Raw genomic sequence first — 16,711 nt, forward strand, 5'->3', positions numbered from 1 at the left:
TTATGAATAAAAATGTACAAAGAATAGGTGTTGGGAGTAATCGTTTTCCGCCTATAGATGAAAATGTTGGAATTAATGAACCTGGGATATTCACTTTTGATAGTACAACTGTGAGTTTTGATAGCGTGGTAGATACATTCGATTTTGATATTGTACTGTTACCGCCAGTTGTAAAAAAGGATTATTCAATTAATAATTATTCAGATTCAGAATATAAATAAAATAAGTCATGACAGAAGTTGAATTAAGAGCATATGTAGCTTTAAAGCTGGCTGGCGATCCTGAGATAGAAGCTTCGGCTCATCGTGATGTAGAGAACGCGATAATAGATTTTATTGTATCGGGTTTAGGAACGGTAACAAAATCAAAAGTATTGCTATTGGAAAGTTTTACAACTGATAGAAATTACACAATTGCAACGGCTTTGCCGGTTGCTGCTATAATTGATAGTGTCGTGGTTATGTTGGTTTGTAAAGTCGCTAATAATGGGTTTTCGATTGGTGATGTTGTTACAGCTCCAACGCCTTATCCAAGGGATTCAGGGCGAACAGATGCTCAGGGTATTGGTGTTCAGTATAACAATCTGAGTAATGGTTCGATTAAGGTCATGGTGAATGATCAGTTAACGATTATGACGGCCTATAATTCTACTCCTAATGCAGTAGCGAATAATATACTTATTTCAGGAGGTGGAGCGGCAAACTGGTCTATAAAATTAATTGTTGGATATAAATAATCAAATAAAATGGCAATAAATCATATAAATATTGGCGCTGCTGCAAATGATAAAACCGGAACGCCTGCAAGACAGGCTGGTCAGATTATAAATGAAAATTTCGATTATTTGGATAGTAAGATATCTAATGTAAATAAAATAATTACTTCAGGAACTTCTGTTTTGGTAGGGCAAAATTTAACTATTCATGTTGGTTGGGTTTGGGAAATAAACGGGCAGCAATTTTTTAATCCGGAAGATGTTATTGTAAATTTTCCTTATGCAGCGACTGGCAAGCAAAGATTGGATCGAGTTGTTTTTAATACTTCTAATACGTTTACAAGAGTTGTTGGAGCAGAAAGTGTTAGTAATCCTTTTGCGGAACGTGTTCCTGATGATACAATTGATTTTGGTATTTCTTTGGTTACTGATAATTCTGTTGGTGATCCTTCTACGCCTATTATTGGTGATGTTTATGTTCAAAAAAATGAAAGTCAGGATTATGTAGTTAGTTATGGTGCTGCAACGGTTGTTGAGCAAATAAATTTAATTGATAATAGGTTATCAGTTTCTATAACGGGTGCGATTACAGATGTTAAATCGGTTCAGTTGTCAAGTGAATTTATTCGTCCTGGTAAACCTCATTATTTTAAAAACAGAACTAATCATAATGTGAAAATTTGGCATAATGCCGGAACTGGGAATATTAAATATTTCTTTTCGAATGGTTTGGATTTGATTGTAAAACCAAATGAAGTTATTGAATTTAATTTAAATTCAAATGATTCTAGTAATGTTAAATTTGAATTTGTTGGGATCCTGTTGACTGATTTTTTAACTCAATCAACTGATCAAAATGTAACCGGAATTAAAACTTTTCTTGCTGGGAAGTTCGCATTAAGGAATATTGCTAACACTTTTACTTCTTTTTTTACTAATTCTAATACGGCTTCACGAACCTATACCTTACAAAATAGAGATGGAACTTTATTGGATAATACTGATTTGTCTGCAATAAATTCAAGTATAGCTACAAAACAAACATTATTTACGGGCGTGCAAAATTTTATAGTTAAATCGTTAAATGCAACAACGCTTTTAAGTAGTAGATTGTTTGATGATGGATCTTTTTTTGGTATTGGCACGGTAAATACTCCTACTAAGGATTTAACATTAGGGAATCAATCCGATCGGGAAATTGCAATAGAAGATTCTGATTCTTTAACACGAGGTAGACATTTAACAGTAAAAGCAGGAAGAACGGTAAACTTTGATTTGAATGTAAATTTCCTGCTTCAGTCAACAACTGGTATATTCGGCCCTTTCGCTCTTGCTGGGCACGTTAATGGAAACACTTATTTAGTTTCGGCTAATGGAGCTAGTGGCGGTATTTGGGTTCAAAATGGTGGTTCAGGCTCGTTTACTTTAACTAATGCAATGACATCACCGCAGCTTACAGCTATTACATGTTTGCCAAACGGAAGCTGTTATATATCGAGTGCTGTGGATATTTATCGACAAAGTGCACCAAATGCGGCAATAACACCATTATTAACTGGTTTGACAGGTGTCGTTAGGCTTGCATCAGATATAAATAATAATATTTATGCTATAAGTGGTGGAACAATTTACAAAAGAACAAATGATACTGGGGCTTTTGTTGCTATGTCAATAACAGCACGTGTATATAGCGCAATTTGTTGCGCATCAAACGGAGATAATTACGCATCAGTGTCCAGTGGTGATATATATAGACAAGCCGGAGGTGTCGGGGATTTTATGGCATTATCTCAGTCTTCTCTTGGATGGAATAGTTTGTGCGCAACTCCTAATGGAAATATTTACGCTTCTCTAACCGGAACAAATGTATTGTATGTAAGGACTGGAGGTACAGGAAACTTTGTTCCAATGTCAGGAACGGCAAAAATATGGAATCAAATAGGTGCTGCGTTAGATAATTCCGTATACGGGTCGGCGGCTAATGAAGTCTATAAGCAAACAAATGCTGGAGCAGGGACAAGTAATTTAAACGGAGGAAATTTAAAATTAAAGTCAGGTGGAGGAAAAGGAACAGGTGTAAATAGGGTAGAGATTTACACTGGTCAAAAAACAGTTTCAGGAACAAATCTACAAGTTGATGTATTAAGGGTGTATTTTGATGAAAACGGATATATGATTTGGGTTAATATGCCTGTTTTTGCTGATAATACTTCGGCACTTGCAGCAGGATTACCCGTCGGTACTGAATATAAAACTGCTACTGGAGATCGAAAAATAGTTTATTAAGAATTAATCATAAATACCACAAATATGATACAAACAAAATTTCCTGTCATCTACGGAGATCGTGATGAGAGACAAGGCATAATAATGTTAGAGGTTCGTCCTTTAGAAATGACAAAAGAAGGTAATAAGTACCTGGTAATTGATTGGGATATTTCAAAAGAAGTTCCTGAGGTGTGGAAGTCAAAAGAAATTTTTTACACAAGCGAAAAAATTAATGAGGTTAATACTTATTTAGAAGAAAACCACGACTTCTCAGAAATGACTAAATGTGAAAGGGATTGGGAAAAAGTAAAGTTGGCGCTTATGTTGGATACTCAAACAAATTTACTTGAGAGCGGTAAAACCATTTACAGATTAAATCCGGGAGACTGGGAATTTTCAGAAGTATGATAAACTTTATATTATTCATTGTCGCTTACTTATTGTATTTGCCATTATCTCTATGGAATTTTTGCCTTGTGGAAGATAAAAAAGGATATTTCAGATCTAGCGCGATTACAATTGATAAACTCGCAAATCGAGAGTTCCGGACATTGTGGAATAAAAAACTAAGAATAGAATTTGGTTACAAATTTGGAGCTGAAAACGAGACAATTTCGAGTGCGTTAGGAAAGAATCAAAGAAATGGTACGCTAACAAAAACAGGGAATAGACTTGTAAAAGTTTTAGATTTTTTTGATAAAAATCACTGTTTTAATTCAATTAACGATCAAATATAATATCATGTGTATAAATAACTACATTAATTATTTAGCAAAACCATTGTTGACTGCTAAAAAAGTGACTACCACATCAAAAGGAATAGTTCTTTCAGTTCCTACACTCGCATTATTAGCAACGTTTCATATAGAAGTTCAGTTGTTGATCTTTTTAGCAGCTTTATTATTGATCGATTTTGGTACTGGAATATTGGTATCATTTAAAATCGCAAAGGAAAAAGCAAAAAAGGAAGGAAAGTTTGCAACAAAGCAAACGACTGATCATAAATTTTGGACGCGTTTGATGTTTAAGGTTAGGTTTTATTACAACGTAATTGAAAGCGAAAAATTAAGACTTTCATTGCTAAAAATGACTATGTATATGTTTGCTATAATAGGTGCAAAAACGATACAAAGTATGTTTAAGATAAAGCCTTTTTCTTTTTCATTTTCAGAGGCGCAATGGACAATTACAATTATTGTAATAAGTATATGTTGTGTTTTTGAGGTGCATTCAATTGTAATGGAAAATGTAAAGAAACTGGGATATGATTTGATTGACAAGATATTTTCGGTTTTCAGGTCTTATAAAGAAATTAAAAATGAATTTAAAGATGAGTAATTATGAATGAGATTTTAAGAATAGCAGAAAAAGAAATTGGTCAAACTGAAAAACCAGCTAATTCAAATAAAACACCTTATGGTAAATGGTTTGGTTTGGATGGTGTTGCCTGGTGTGGAATATTTGTTTCTTGGTGTTATGCTCAGGCTGGATTTCAGTTGCCTAAAATAGGGTTTTTGAAAGGTTATGCCGGTTGTCAAACTGCTGTGGCATATTTTAAAAAAGTAAATCAAATTACAAAAAGTCCAGTCGAAGGTGATATTGTGTTTTTTGACTGGAATGCAGATGGTAGATATGATCATACTGGACTTTTTGTAAAATGGCTAACTGCTGATACATTTGAAACGATTGAAGGTAATACCGCTGTCGGAAATGACAGCAATGGAGGTTTGGTTATGAGAAGAAATAGAAGTAAAAAATGCGCAATTTTCGTTCATCCATGATTATGTTAAGTTTAATATGGAAAAATATAAAATATGTCGCAGTAATAGTCTTGGTAATTGCTGTGGTTTGGTTTTATAAAGATTACACTTTTCAGAAATTTGAAAATGTCAGGCAAACAGAAAATGCAAGCCAATTAAGAAAGTCTGATAGTTTGCGTTTTACAACTCAAATTCTGAGTGAAAAAGAGATGAAAGATTATCTACAGTATCAAAATTCAGATCTTAAAAAGAAATTAGATAATGCCGGTATAAAAGCAAGTCGAATTGAAAGTATAGTTTCTAATTCATATAAGTACCGGGACACTACAAAAAGAGAAACAGATCTTTCCGGAATTGTAGATGCTGTAAGGAATAACACTCCCACAAGTCAGGAAGTTGTAGATACATTGAATTGTTGGACGACAAAGGGAATTATTAGTTATGAAAATAATAAGCTTAAATGGCGTGTACTGGACAGGCAGTTTAATAATAAATCTGACGGTGTTCTTTATTGGGAGCGCCGCCAATGGAAATTTTTAGGTATTAAAACTCGGTTGTTTGGTAAAAAGGAATTTACATCTCAAAATTTTGATGATTGTGGTGAAAGCCGGATTATGAAAATCGAGAAAAAGAAGTAGTGTTTATATTTGGTTTGGTTAGTTGGTGGAAAGCGGTTCAGAAATGGATCGCTTTTTTTTATTTGTTATAATTTAGAACATACTGATTTTATTACTGTGTTATAATCTGTATTAATTTTGTGTTTATAAATTTTGATAAAATGGAAAATGAAGTACAAAAAGTAAGTGATGTAGATGCTCATATTTTAGGAGCATCTGGACTAGTGAAGGATAAGAGAGGTTATAATGCGCTGCTTAACTTGTTAAATGCAAGTGTGTTAATGACTAATAGGTTAGGGTTGGATGATACAAAAGAATTTTCAAAGATATTGGATAGAATTGGGCTCGAATATCGATGGTTTGATGATGGTATAGAGCTTATGCATAATTCTCAATATAAATATTATTTAAAAAATATTTACGTCGAACCTGAGCCGTATGTGTCAAAATCAGTATTTCGAAATTATGAGGAGGGTGTGGGTTGGGTTAAGACACGCAACTCTGATTTTTTAAAGAAATAAAAACGGTTTTTTCGTCTTAGTATTGCAGTTAATTGAAAAAGCCAATCGGATTTGATTGGCTTTTTCAAATTAATCTTTTTAAAAGTCAGGTGATTTTTCCATGATCTGATTTCGATTGACTTCTTTTACTACTTTAGCATATCGTAAAGTCATCATTTTTGAAGTATGTCCGTAAAGTTCTCGTAGTGCATCCAGCTCAACACCGGCTAATATTTTCTTGTTTGCTCCTAAATGTTTTAAAGAATACATGTTTACATTAATCTTTAAACCATCAATGATTAGTTTTCTCCATAGTTTAGAAGCGCAATCTCTATTTAATCTTCGTGGCCCTGGTATAAAATCTAATTCTTTTTTTAAACCACGATTGGTGTGTTCGCGTTTTGATCCGAAAATAAAAAAATCTTGGTTGTGTTGTGATAGGTTCATTTCTTCAAGGTATGCTTTTAAAAATGGATTTAAAGGAACAATTCTTTCAATATCGGTTTTGGTTATTCCGGGAGGAAGTATGATCTGTGATTTTTTTAAATCAATCATTTTAAGTTGAATGTGGAGTAGTTCTTCAGGTCTGATTCCGGTATGAAAAATTGAAATTATATAAATGTAAAAGCTTGGGAATTCTGAAAGTATTTTTTGCTTTATCAGTTTGATTTCATCATCGGTTGCCGGGGTGAATGCGGTGATTTCACCGACTTTTAAGGATTTTATTCCGTGTGCTGGATTATTTTCAATTATATCCCATTGCATTAATTCTGATAAAATTGCTTTTAAATAACCTAAATTTTTATTGAATGATTTATTTGACCACTTTCGCTGCTCTTTTGTTTTTTCAATAATTAATTTTATATGTATTCTTTTGGTTTCGGCAATGAGTAGGTTGTCCATATTTGTAGCTTTTAAAGCTTCCTTTATGAATTTTGAAGTACTCTTATAACTGCATAAAGTTTTTGATCCTAGATTAGGTGTTTTCTTTTCAATTGAAAAATCTAAAGCTTCACTAAATAACATATTGTTATAAGTGTTTATTAAATCCGGAATATTAGGGTTCCAGGATTCCTTTAGTTTTTGGTGTAAAGCGTCTCGAATCGATTCGGCTTCGACTAGACGTTTTTTGTAACTGTTGATGTAGTTAATTCCGAATTTATAACGGAAAAGCTTCTTGTCGTATCTAAAATAGACAAACCAGGCTTTTGAAAGATCGTCATACTTGACAATCTTTGGAATTGTGTAAATTGATTTCATTTTAATTTGTTTTAAAATTAAAATGCTTGCGGGGACATTAAATCAATTATTTATAATTCTGTTCTCTTTTTGTTCACTTTTTTCTTTTTCTCATTGTAAACCCCTGTGTTTACAGGGGTTTTTGTGGAGTCGCCGGGAATCGAACCCGGGTCCAAACAAGCAACTAAAGAGCTTTCTACACGTTTATTTCCTGATTGGATTTTCGATGTTAAGCTAGGTCAGGAACAACCACTCAACACTTATCTTCTTAATTTCGATCTCCACCCGAAGCTCATGGAAATCTAGGTTTATTTTTACGGTTCCCCTGTACTGACCGCCACAAACCAAGGCTTTCAAGGAGAATCCAGCTTCCCTATCTGATAGGGACGTGGCTTAATCTTACTATAATTCGGATTATGCAGCTAAAGCGTAGTTATTTTCGCCGTGTAAAATTGTAAGATCTTATATTTACGAGCAAGGTCTCAATGCTCGACGTGCTTACTTTTCAATTCGACTTGCTGTCAAAACCAGTCGACCCCAAAAATGAGTTTGCAAATTTATACTATTTGAAGTTAGTTTTGTAATAAATTTTTCAGAAAAATAATATTATTCTTCATCCTTGAAATTAAACGGATAATCACCAAAAATTGGAGCTAGTTTACGAACCGCATACGTGTTTCTGGTCATTTTATTGGATAAGGCAATAATGGTTACATGTTCTTTCATCAGCGGAATATACGATGAGGTATTACCATGCCACCAACCGTTATGAAAGTAATAATTCTGTCCGGTTTCCCAATTGATCATTCTAATTCCTAAACCGTAATTTTTTGTACCTTTTCTTTCATTGCTATAACCGGTATAAACTTGTTTTAAAAGTTCAGGTTTTAAAAATCCCGGAGCATTTCTGGCACGGTCAAATTTTAAAAGATCTCTTGCAGTCGAAAATACGTTTTTATCTCCGTAAACATTATCCAGGTAATCAAAGCCAATTTCTACACCATTACCTTTATAAGAAGGAACAATCTTTTTTCTGTCTTTATCATCATCAAAAACATAGGTATGCGTCATGCCTAAAGGTTTAAAAATCATTTCAGACATCGCTTCTTTATATGAGAGACCCGTAATTTTTTCGATGATGAGTGCAAGCATTGCATAGTTGGTATTGCAATAACTAAAACGTGTTCCGGTTTTAGATTCTAAGCCAATATCTTTTGTGGCTAAAATATCAAGAATATCTTTATTGGTGAGCTGATTGTGTCTGTCCCAAACCGATTTATCTCTGTCTGTAAAATAAGCGTAATTGCGCATTCCGCTGCGGTGGCTTAACAGCATTCTTACGGTACAATCAGGGTAAGGGAATGTTTTTAAAATCGTATTTACTTTTTGGTCCAAATCGATTTTACCGGCATTTACCAATTTTAAAACTGCAGTTGCAGTCAAAACTTTACTTACCGAAGCAATTTGCACCGGAGTTTCTGCCGTAATCTTAGTTCCTTCGTTTTTATTGGCGAAACCATTGTATCTTTCAAAAATAATCTGACCGTTTTTTGCTACTAAAAAACTTCCATTCATCGTATTGTTGGGCCAGTTTTTATTGTAAAAATGATTTATTCTTCCTGTTACTGAATTTATATAAGCTTGTGAAATTTTTGTTTCATTCGCTAATGGTTTCATTTTAGGTAAAGTATCTTCGACTTCTGCTGCTGTATCTGTTTGTGTTTTTTTGTCTTTACCACAAGAGGTTAAAACTAGTATTGAGAAAAGTATTTGTGGTATATTTGTTTTTTTAAGGAGGCTCATTTTCATCATTCTTTAAAAACAAATATATAGAATTCAATATTTATGTTTTGTCCTTTTTTACTGTTTAAAAAGAGTATTTTAACAAAACATTAAGACGTAGTTTAATTAGTTGATTGTTATTCAGCTTTTAACGGTTTTAAAACATTCTAAATTGTATTTTTACAACAAAACTTTAACTAAATTTGTTATATTTGAAACAAATTGAAGTAAAAAAGTTATATTAATAATTATTTTAATCTGCTATAAATGAAATTTGGAATTATAAAAGAAAGAAAAAATCCACCGGATCGACGTGTTGTATTTTCACCAAATGAACTTGCAAAGCTAAAACAAACGTATCATGATGCTGTTGTTGAGGTAGAAAGTTCTGATATTAGGATTTTTTCTGATGTTCAATATAAAAGTATGGGAATCACTGTGACTGATGATGTTTCCGACTCTGATGTTTTATTTGGAGTAAAGGAAGTTCCTGTAGATAGTTTGATTCCGAATAAAGCCTATTTCTTTTTTTCTCATACGATAAAAAAACAGCCTTATAACCAGAAATTGTTGAAATCAATTTTAGAAAAAAATATCGATTTGTATGATCATGAAACTATTGTTGATGATCAAAACCGTCGTTTAATTGGTTTTGGAAAATATGCCGGAATGGTTGGTGTTTATAACGGAATCCGTGCTTTTGGTATAAAATTCGAATTGTTTAAATTACCAAAAGCTGAAACTCTTGCCGGAAAAGATGCCTTAATAGCACATTTGAAACGTCTTAATTTACCAGCATTAAAATTTGTTATTACCGGAACCGGAAAGGTGGGGAGTGGTGCCAAAGAAATTCTTGATGCTATAAAAGTAAAAGAAATTACGGTTGAAAATTACTTAAGCAAAAATTATGCACAGCCTGTGTATGTTCAGTTGGATGTTTTAGAATACAATAAAAGAATAGATGGTCTTGAAAAGGATTTTAATGATTTCGTAGCGCATCCTGATGAATATGTTTCTGATTTTGAAAAGTTTACTAAAGTTACGGATATTTATTTTGCAGGACATTTTTATGCCACCGGAGCTCCAATGATTTTATCGAGAGAGATGCTGAATGCGAGTGATTGTAAACTAAAAGTTGTCGCTGATATTTCTTGTGATGTTAATGGTCCAATCGCATGTACATTGCGTTCTTCGACAATTGAAGAACCTATTTATGGCTATTTTCCTTTAGAAGATAAAGAGGTTGAGGTTTTTCACCCGGCAGCAGTCGTGGTAATGGCAGTAGATAATTTGCCATGCGAAATCCCTAAAGATGCCAGCGAAGGCTTTGGAGAGCAATTTATGGAACATGTAATTCCTGCTTTCTTTAACGGAGATAAAGACGGAATTCTGCAACGCGCTAAAATAACCGAAAATGGTAAGTTAACCGAGAGGTTTAGCTATTTGCAAGATTACGTTGACGGGAAATAAAAAAGTTTTCAGTCTCAGTTTTCAGTTTTCAGTTTTGAGAGTGGATAAACTTTGTCAAAGTTGTAGATAATGATATAACTAACAAAAAAAGGCAGAAAACTTTAGTTTTCTGCTTTTTTTATAGGCGACTGCGACTGTTTTTTTTACACCATTTCCTCTGGTTTCACCCAGGCGTCAAAGTCTTCGGGAGTTACATAGCCTAAACGAACTGCTTCGTCTTTAAGAGTAGTTCCGTTTTTGTGTGCGGTTTGGGCAATTTCGGCTGCTTTGTAGTATCCTATTTTGGTGTTTAAAGCGGTAACCAGCATTAATGAATTATCTACTAATTCTTTGATTCGTTTGTAATTCGGTTCGATTCCCTGTGCGCAATGTTCGTCGAATGAAACGCAGGCATCGCCTAATAATCTTGCCGATTGAAGGAAATTGGCAGCCATAACAGGTTTAAAAACATTCAGTTCATAATGTCCCTGCATTCCGCCAACGGCAATTGCCATGTCGTTTCCTATCACTTGTGCGCAAACCATTGTTAAGGCTTCGCATTGTGTTGGATTTACTTTTCCGGGCATGATTGATGATCCTGGTTCGTTTTCTGGAATATGAATTTCACCAATTCCGGAACGTGGTCCTGAGGCCAACATTCTAATATCGTTTGCTATTTTGTTTAATGAAACAGCCAGTTGTTTTAAGGCTCCATGTGTTTCAACAATTGCATCGTGTGCTGCCAGAGCTTCAAACTTATTCTCGGCAGTTACGAAAGGTAGGTTGGTGAATTTTGCAATATACTCAGCTACTTTTACGTCGTAACCTTTTGGTGTATTTAGGCCGGTTCCTACTGCGGTTCCTCCAAGAGCGATTTCTGATAAATGGGATAATGTATTTTTAAGTGCTTTTAATCCGAAAGATAGTTGCGCGGCATATCCTGAAATTTCCTGTCCTAGAGTTAGTGGAGTAGCATCCATAAGATGGGTACGTCCAATTTTTACCACGTCTTTGAACTCGGCTGCTTTTGCTGCTAAAGTGGCGTGTAGTTTTTCGACCCCGGGAATAGTAGTTTCGATGACCATTTTGTATGCTGCAATGTGCATGGCAGTAGGGAAGGTGTCGTTTGATGATTGTGATTTGTTGACATCATCATTGGCTTTGATAAACGGTTCGCCTTCGCCAATATTGAATCCTTTTAATACTTGTGCGCGATTGGCAACCACTTCGTTGACATTCATGTTGCTTTGTGTTCCTGAACCGGTTTGCCAAATTACCAATGGAAACTCATCTTTAAGTTGTCCGGCAAGGATTTCGTCGCAAACGGCTGCTATAGCATCACGTTTTTCGGCAGGTAAAACCTCTAAGTCGGCATTGGCGTATGCGGCGGCTTTTTTTAGGTAAGCGAATCCTTCGATAATTTCTTGCGGCATTGAGGCCGAAGCGCCAATTTTGAAATTGTTACGGGAACGTTCTGTTTGTGCTCCCCAATATTTATCGGCAGGAACCTGTACTTCGCCCATGGTGTCTTTTTCTATTCTGTATTTCATGTTGTTTTTTGTAAAATGTTATATGTAAAATGTTATATGTGTAATCGGTAAAGAATTTTGGTAAATAAGACGCGGATGAAACGGATTTACTTCGTAAAAACGCGGATTAAAACCGATTTTTTACTTTTATGATTGAAATTTCTTTTGAAAATGAGTACCTAACCGCGATAGTAGTGGAAATCCTTTTATGTTTTTTCTTTAAAAACATAAAAGATTGTAACGGATAGCGGGAAACAGCTCCTGAAAATACTCATGTTCTTATAGTTTAGCTAGTTAAATAATAATAGAAAAAAAACCTTATTTAAAATGAGTTTAAATATACGGATTATTGTGATTTTATGAAAATTGATTTGGATTTTATTGCTAAGGAAAAATATAAAACATACATTTGTCCTTACATTCAAAAATTCCGGAAAACATGTTTGAATTTTCACAGTACTTAGGCTTTTTACTTTTCTTGACCATACTAACTATAGGGTTTTGGTTGATGTTTTTCTTAGTTGGTTTCGTATCTTATTGGGTTACGGGAGCAAGCTGGGAACTTATCAAAGAGAAAAGAGCAAAGAAAAAAGCAGAACAAGCAATTTAATTTTAAGTTGACTTCATAAAAAAAGGACCCGTTTTTGCGAGTCCTTTTTTTTATGGAAATAAAATAAAATTCCAAAACTGAAAAAAAATAAAAAATAAGTTTCAAGTTCCAATTTGATTGAAACTATTTAAATCGGGTGGGTTTAAAAAAAACTGTAGGATTCCTTTGTAAATCAAAAAATCCAAATTCCAACTTTTAAATTGGAATTTGGATTTTAAATTTTGGAATTTCAAGAAATATTATCCCGGAAATTCTCCTCCGCCGTCACCGCCACCATCATTTTTAGGGGCTCCGTTCTTTTCTCTTTCGTTTTTAGGTTTGTTGAAACGATACGTAAAAGATAAGTTGAATTGACGTTTACGGAATTGCATTTCGCCATATGATGTCTGGCTCTCAAGCGTGGTGTCGTTTTGAAGGTAAGTATACGACCTCATGATTCTTGAGTTGAAAATATCACTAATATTGAATGCGATTGTAGCTTTGTCTTTTAAGACATCTTTACTAAAAGCGGTGTTCATGGCAAATTGTCCCAGGTTTTTACCCTGAGCCGTTTTTTGCTCGCCATTGTATACCCCGCTTAACTGCCAGTCGATTTTGTATGGTAAAGTTAGCTTAGAGTTGATTCTTGCAAACCAGGTTGTGGCTTGATTATCCAGATCTTGTACAACTACATTTCCTTTGTTATCTGTGTAGGTATTGTTTCCGGTAGTTTTTACGTTGTAAATGTTGAAGTTACTGTTGATTCTCCATTTTTTTAATGGCGTATAATTCAGTGTAAATTCAAAACCAAATTTTTGCTCTCTTCCTAAGTTAATAGGGCGGCTTAAAATAACCGGAATTCCATCTTCAACCGGGTTCTCAGGTGTAGGAGTTACCACATTACCCTCAGAATCTACAACACTACCTGTAGGGGTTCTTACGAAACTGAAAACATCTTTTGTGTTTTCGAAATATGCTGAGGTATTAAAAGTTACTTTGTCCCAACGTTTAATATACCCAATATCGTATTTATCAGTTAAAGAAGGATCTAAATCCGGATTTCCCTGAAAGATATTTACGTTACTGGAGTAATTTGTTGCAGGGTTCATGAAACGTCCTCTAGGTCTTGATAAACGTTTACTGTAACTTGCTGAGAAGCTGCTCTGCTCTGAAATTTCGTAACTAATAAAAGCACTAGGAAATAAGTTGTTGTATTTCTTAGTATTGAAGTCGCTATTATCTAATAAGTTCACCTGAATATTGGTGTCTTCCCAACGCAAACCAAATAAATAAGAGAATTTGTTTACTTTGAAACCATACTGCGTATAAATAGCGTTGATGTTTTCTTTGTATTCTAAAGTGTTTGATAATTTATCATCTTTAACACCTTGATTATCTGTTATTAAATATTCGTTGTTCAGATCTCCAAAACTACCTTTATATCCAGCTTCGAACTGACTTCCTTCACCTAATGGCAAAACATAATCAGCCTGAACTTGTACTTGTTTTTGAACCTGATCGTTTAAAGTGTTATTGAAATTTGGTGATGCTGTAATAAGACTGTTACTGTCATCTGTATTTCTTGAAATCGATAAATCGGCAGTAAGTTTGTGTCCTTTATCGTTGAAGTTTTTGATTAAATTTGAAGTATACTCTACATTCTCACTATCGGTATCTCCGTTGTTTAATCTAAAGGATGTTCCGGTAAATGTATGCGCAGCATCAAAATTATTGTAGTTAATTAAATCTCTGGTATCGCCTGTGCTTTTTTGGTAATTAATGGCGTTTGTCCAAAAAGTATTAGGAGCAACAGTCCATTCTATACCGGCTCTTCCATTGAATCCTTCGTTTGTTCTTTTGGTATCACGATCTTCATCCAGGTAACCTTTGGTCGATTTGTCGGCTTTAAAATACTCTGTATTGGTTAATCCTCCACCTTCATTGGTTCTGTAGTTGTATCCTGCAGTAGTAAAATAGTTTACTTTTTCTGTTTTATAATTCAGGTTAGCACTTGCACCGTAAGTTTCAGGAATACCTGTAGAGGCAATAAAAGTTCCGTTTATCCCTTGGTTTTTTCCTTTTTTAAGGATAATGTTGATTAATCCAGATCCTCCTTCTGCATCATAACGCGCAGATGGGTTGGTGATAACTTCGACTTTATCAATAGCATCGGCAGGAAGCTGACGTAAAGCTTCAGCAACATTAATTGCGTTTGAAGGTCTTCCGTCGATTAAAATCCTGATATTATCACTTCCTCTTAAACTTACATTTCCTTCGGTATCAACAGAAACAGAAGGTACGTTGTCCAGAACGTCACTTACAGTTCCGCCTTTTACCATCATATCCTGACCAACATTGTATACTTTTTTGTCCAGTTTTATTTCTACTGTCGATTTTTCGGCGCGCACTACAACTTCATTTAGTTGTGCTGCATCTTCTGATAGATTTACAACGCCTAAATTGGTGTCGCCCTGTATCGTTCTTCCTTTTATTTCTGTTGCTTTAAACGAAATAAATTCAACTTTTATATCATAAGTTCCAGGAGCAACCGCTACATCAAATTCCCCTTTAGGATTTGTTATTCCCCCAGCAATAACTTTAGTATCATTTGGCGCTGTGATCGAAATAGTGGCGTATTCAAGAGGCTGTTTACTTATTTTTTCGAAAACTTTTCCTGTAACTTTTACTTTGTTGTTGGCTGGTGGTCCTTGTTGGGCATAATTGTAAAAACTTGTAAATAGCAATACAAGTAATACAGCAAAATTGATTTTTTTCATTTTATTTCTGGTTTCTTTTTCTTTTAGACCGCAAATGTACCTTTTGGTTTAAAGAGAGAAATCACAAAAAAATGTTAATGCTATTCTTTATAATCAATCTAAAAAAGAAGCTACCTTGTCTAGATCTCTTCCAATAATTGCTTTTCCGTTTTTTATAACAATTGGGCGTTCTATTAAGATAGGATTATCGATCATGGACTGAATAATCTGATCATTGGTTAATTCTTTTCCTTTATAATTTTCGACCCATATTTTTTCTTTAATTCGAACCAGTTCAATGGGTTGAAGGTTTAGTTTTTTAAGCAATGCTTTTAGTTCATCAAAAGACGGAGTTTGGGTCAGGTACGGAATAATTTCATATTCCTGATTGGTTTGTTCGATAAAAGCCAGACAGTTTCTTGATTTTCCGCAACGTGGATTATGGTAAATTTGTATCATTTTGTTATATTTAAGGTGTGTTAAGGGAATTAAATTAAAAATTCGGTATTTTAGCAAGACCAAAAGTAAGATTTAGTTGTTAAATCGAATTCTCATTTTTAAATTATTATAAATATGTTTTTAGAACAAGGAATTAAATCTCAGAATAAATTTTGGTTATATCTTATTGGCTCAGTTTTAATTATTATCGCTTCGTTTGTAGGTCAGATTCCTTTTTCGGTTGCGGTGTTGTATAAAACGTTAACTGGGAAAAAAGTAATTCCGACAGATAATGCGGCTGTTATGAAAATATTCGAACCTAATCTTACCTTGTTTTTGGTTATGATTTCGTTTGCTTTTGCATTTGTTGGCATTTATTATGTGGTAAAATATTTGCATCATCAAACGCTTTTGTCGGTTACAACATCAAGAAAAAAGGTCGATTGGAAACGTGTTTTTTTCTCCTTCTTTTTATGGTCATTTTTTACCATACTAAGTTTTGTGGTGGTGTATTTAAGATCTCCCGAGAATTTTATATGGAATTTTAAATTGGTTCCTTTTTTGATTTTAGTTGCCGTAGGGGCAATTTTAATCCCGATTCAAACCAGTACCGAAGAATATGTTTTTAGAGGATATTTGATGCAGGGATTTGCGAATCTGGCCCTTAATAGATGGTTTCCGTTAATGATGACTTCTCTTATATTTGGACTGATGCATATTTTTAATCCCGAAGTGGCCAAAATGGGTTACGTTATTATGGTTTATTACATAGGAACCGGTTTATTTTTGGGTATTATTACACTTATGGATGAGGGAATCGAACTGGCTCTTGGTTTCCATGCTGCCAATAATCTAATTGGTGCTTTATTGGTGACTTCGGATTGGTCTGTTTTTCAAACCCATTCTCTTTTTAAAGATTTATCAGAACCATCTGCGGGGCTGGATGTTATATTACCGGTTGTTGTCATATATCCTATTTTGCTTTTTATTTTTAGTAAAAAATACAATTGGAAGAACTGGAAAGAAAAATTAACGGGTAAAATAAATGCTGTAGAAATTTCAAATTAAT

General features: G+C 34.1%; 16 protein-coding genes and 1 other RNA gene. 11 read left to right on the forward strand and 6 right to left on the reverse strand.

The genetic code is table 11. From position 1 onward, the window contains the following. Window positions 1-2: 2 nt before the first annotated feature. The 8 genes from GIY83_RS01820 to GIY83_RS01855 all read left to right on the forward strand — a co-directional run bounded on the left by GIY83_RS01820 (window position 3) and on the right by GIY83_RS01855 (window position 5,881). Complete coding sequence (locus tag GIY83_RS01820) at window positions 3-221, forward strand: hypothetical protein (protein WP_208684337.1); 219 nt, start codon at window positions 3-5, stop codon at window positions 219-221. 8 nt (window positions 222-229) lie between these two features. After that, the gene (locus GIY83_RS01825; RefSeq protein WP_208684339.1) at window positions 230-736 is read left to right on the forward strand and encodes a hypothetical protein; all 507 of its coding nucleotides are present in this window, start codon (window positions 230-232) and stop codon (window positions 734-736) included. A 9-nt stretch (window positions 737-745) separates the two neighbouring features. Beyond that, window positions 746-3,001: a hypothetical protein gene (locus GIY83_RS01830; protein WP_208684341.1), complete on the forward strand. Its 2,256-nt coding sequence runs from the start codon at window positions 746-748 to the stop codon at window positions 2,999-3,001. A 24-nt stretch (window positions 3,002-3,025) separates the two neighbouring features. Next, window positions 3,026-3,391 carry a hypothetical protein gene (locus tag GIY83_RS01835; protein WP_208684343.1) on the forward strand — a complete coding sequence of 122 codons (366 nt, stop codon included), beginning with the start codon at window positions 3,026-3,028 and terminating at the stop codon, window positions 3,389-3,391. Between the two features lie 333 nt (window positions 3,392-3,724). Beyond that, the gene (locus tag GIY83_RS01840; protein WP_208684345.1) at window positions 3,725-4,321 is read left to right on the forward strand and encodes a hypothetical protein; all 597 of its coding nucleotides are present in this window, start codon (window positions 3,725-3,727) and stop codon (window positions 4,319-4,321) included. A 2-nt stretch (window positions 4,322-4,323) separates the two neighbouring features. Further along, window positions 4,324-4,764, forward strand: a complete 441-nt coding sequence (locus GIY83_RS01845; RefSeq protein WP_208684347.1) for a CHAP domain-containing protein — start codon at window positions 4,324-4,326, stop codon at window positions 4,762-4,764. Next, the gene (locus GIY83_RS01850; protein WP_229029189.1) at window positions 4,740-5,381 is read left to right on the forward strand and encodes a hypothetical protein; all 642 of its coding nucleotides are present in this window, start codon (window positions 4,740-4,742) and stop codon (window positions 5,379-5,381) included. Before GIY83_RS01845 ends, GIY83_RS01850 begins: the two co-directional genes overlap by 25 nt. Window positions 5,382-5,521: 140 nt before the next feature. After that, window positions 5,522-5,881, forward strand: a complete 360-nt coding sequence (locus GIY83_RS01855) for a hypothetical protein (protein ID WP_208684351.1) — start codon at window positions 5,522-5,524, stop codon at window positions 5,879-5,881. Window positions 5,882-5,959: 78 nt separating this feature from the next. Here GIY83_RS01855 and GIY83_RS01860 read toward each other — a convergent pair whose 3' ends face one another. The 3 genes from GIY83_RS01860 to GIY83_RS01870 form a co-directional block, all read right to left on the reverse strand. After that, window positions 5,960-7,120 carry a tyrosine-type recombinase/integrase gene (locus GIY83_RS01860; RefSeq protein WP_208684353.1) on the reverse strand — a complete coding sequence of 387 codons (1,161 nt, stop codon included), beginning with the start codon at window positions 7,118-7,120 and terminating at the stop codon, window positions 5,960-5,962. A 121-nt stretch (window positions 7,121-7,241) separates the two neighbouring features. Next, window positions 7,242-7,638, reverse strand: a transfer-messenger RNA (tmRNA) gene (gene ssrA / locus GIY83_RS01865). Window positions 7,639-7,705: 67 nt separating this feature from the next. Continuing rightward, window positions 7,706-8,908 carry a serine hydrolase gene (locus GIY83_RS01870; RefSeq protein WP_208687077.1) on the reverse strand — a complete coding sequence of 401 codons (1,203 nt, stop codon included), beginning with the start codon at window positions 8,906-8,908 and terminating at the stop codon, window positions 7,706-7,708. A gap of 240 nt (window positions 8,909-9,148) precedes the next feature. Between GIY83_RS01870 and GIY83_RS01875 the strand changes: the two genes are divergently transcribed. Next, window positions 9,149-10,351: an NAD(P)-dependent oxidoreductase gene (locus GIY83_RS01875; protein WP_208684355.1), complete on the forward strand. Its 1,203-nt coding sequence runs from the start codon at window positions 9,149-9,151 to the stop codon at window positions 10,349-10,351. Between the two features lie 143 nt (window positions 10,352-10,494). On the opposite strand, the gene fumC is transcribed toward GIY83_RS01875, so the two are convergent. Further along, a complete protein-coding gene (gene fumC, locus GIY83_RS01880) occupies window positions 10,495-11,880 on the reverse strand; it encodes a class II fumarate hydratase (protein WP_208684357.1) in 1,386 nt (461 codons plus the stop codon). Between the two features lie 418 nt (window positions 11,881-12,298). Between fumC and GIY83_RS01885 the strand changes: the two genes are divergently transcribed. After that, entirely contained in the window at window positions 12,299-12,469 is a 171-nt protein-coding gene (locus GIY83_RS01885; RefSeq protein WP_194615743.1) for a hypothetical protein, read from the forward strand. A 239-nt stretch (window positions 12,470-12,708) separates the two neighbouring features. Here the strand turns inward: GIY83_RS01885 and GIY83_RS01890 are convergent, their stop codons facing one another. Together GIY83_RS01890 and arsC are read right to left on the reverse strand one after the other, a co-directional pair. Continuing rightward, window positions 12,709-15,225: an outer membrane beta-barrel family protein gene (locus GIY83_RS01890; protein ID WP_194615744.1), complete on the reverse strand. Its 2,517-nt coding sequence runs from the start codon at window positions 15,223-15,225 to the stop codon at window positions 12,709-12,711. A gap of 93 nt (window positions 15,226-15,318) precedes the next feature. Continuing rightward, window positions 15,319-15,663: an arsenate reductase (glutaredoxin) gene (gene arsC / locus GIY83_RS01895; protein WP_208684359.1), complete on the reverse strand. Its 345-nt coding sequence runs from the start codon at window positions 15,661-15,663 to the stop codon at window positions 15,319-15,321. 114 nt (window positions 15,664-15,777) lie between these two features. Between arsC and GIY83_RS01900 the strand changes: the two genes are divergently transcribed. Beyond that, on the forward strand, window positions 15,778-16,710 hold the full coding sequence (locus GIY83_RS01900) for a CPBP family intramembrane glutamic endopeptidase (RefSeq protein ID WP_208684361.1): 933 nt from the start codon (window positions 15,778-15,780) through the stop codon (window positions 16,708-16,710). The last annotated feature ends 1 nt before the right edge of the window (window position 16,711 follow it).

The sequence above is a fragment of the Flavobacterium sp. SLB02 genome (genome assembly GCF_009664855.1).
Taxonomy (GTDB): Bacteria; Bacteroidota; Bacteroidia; order Flavobacteriales; family Flavobacteriaceae; genus Flavobacterium.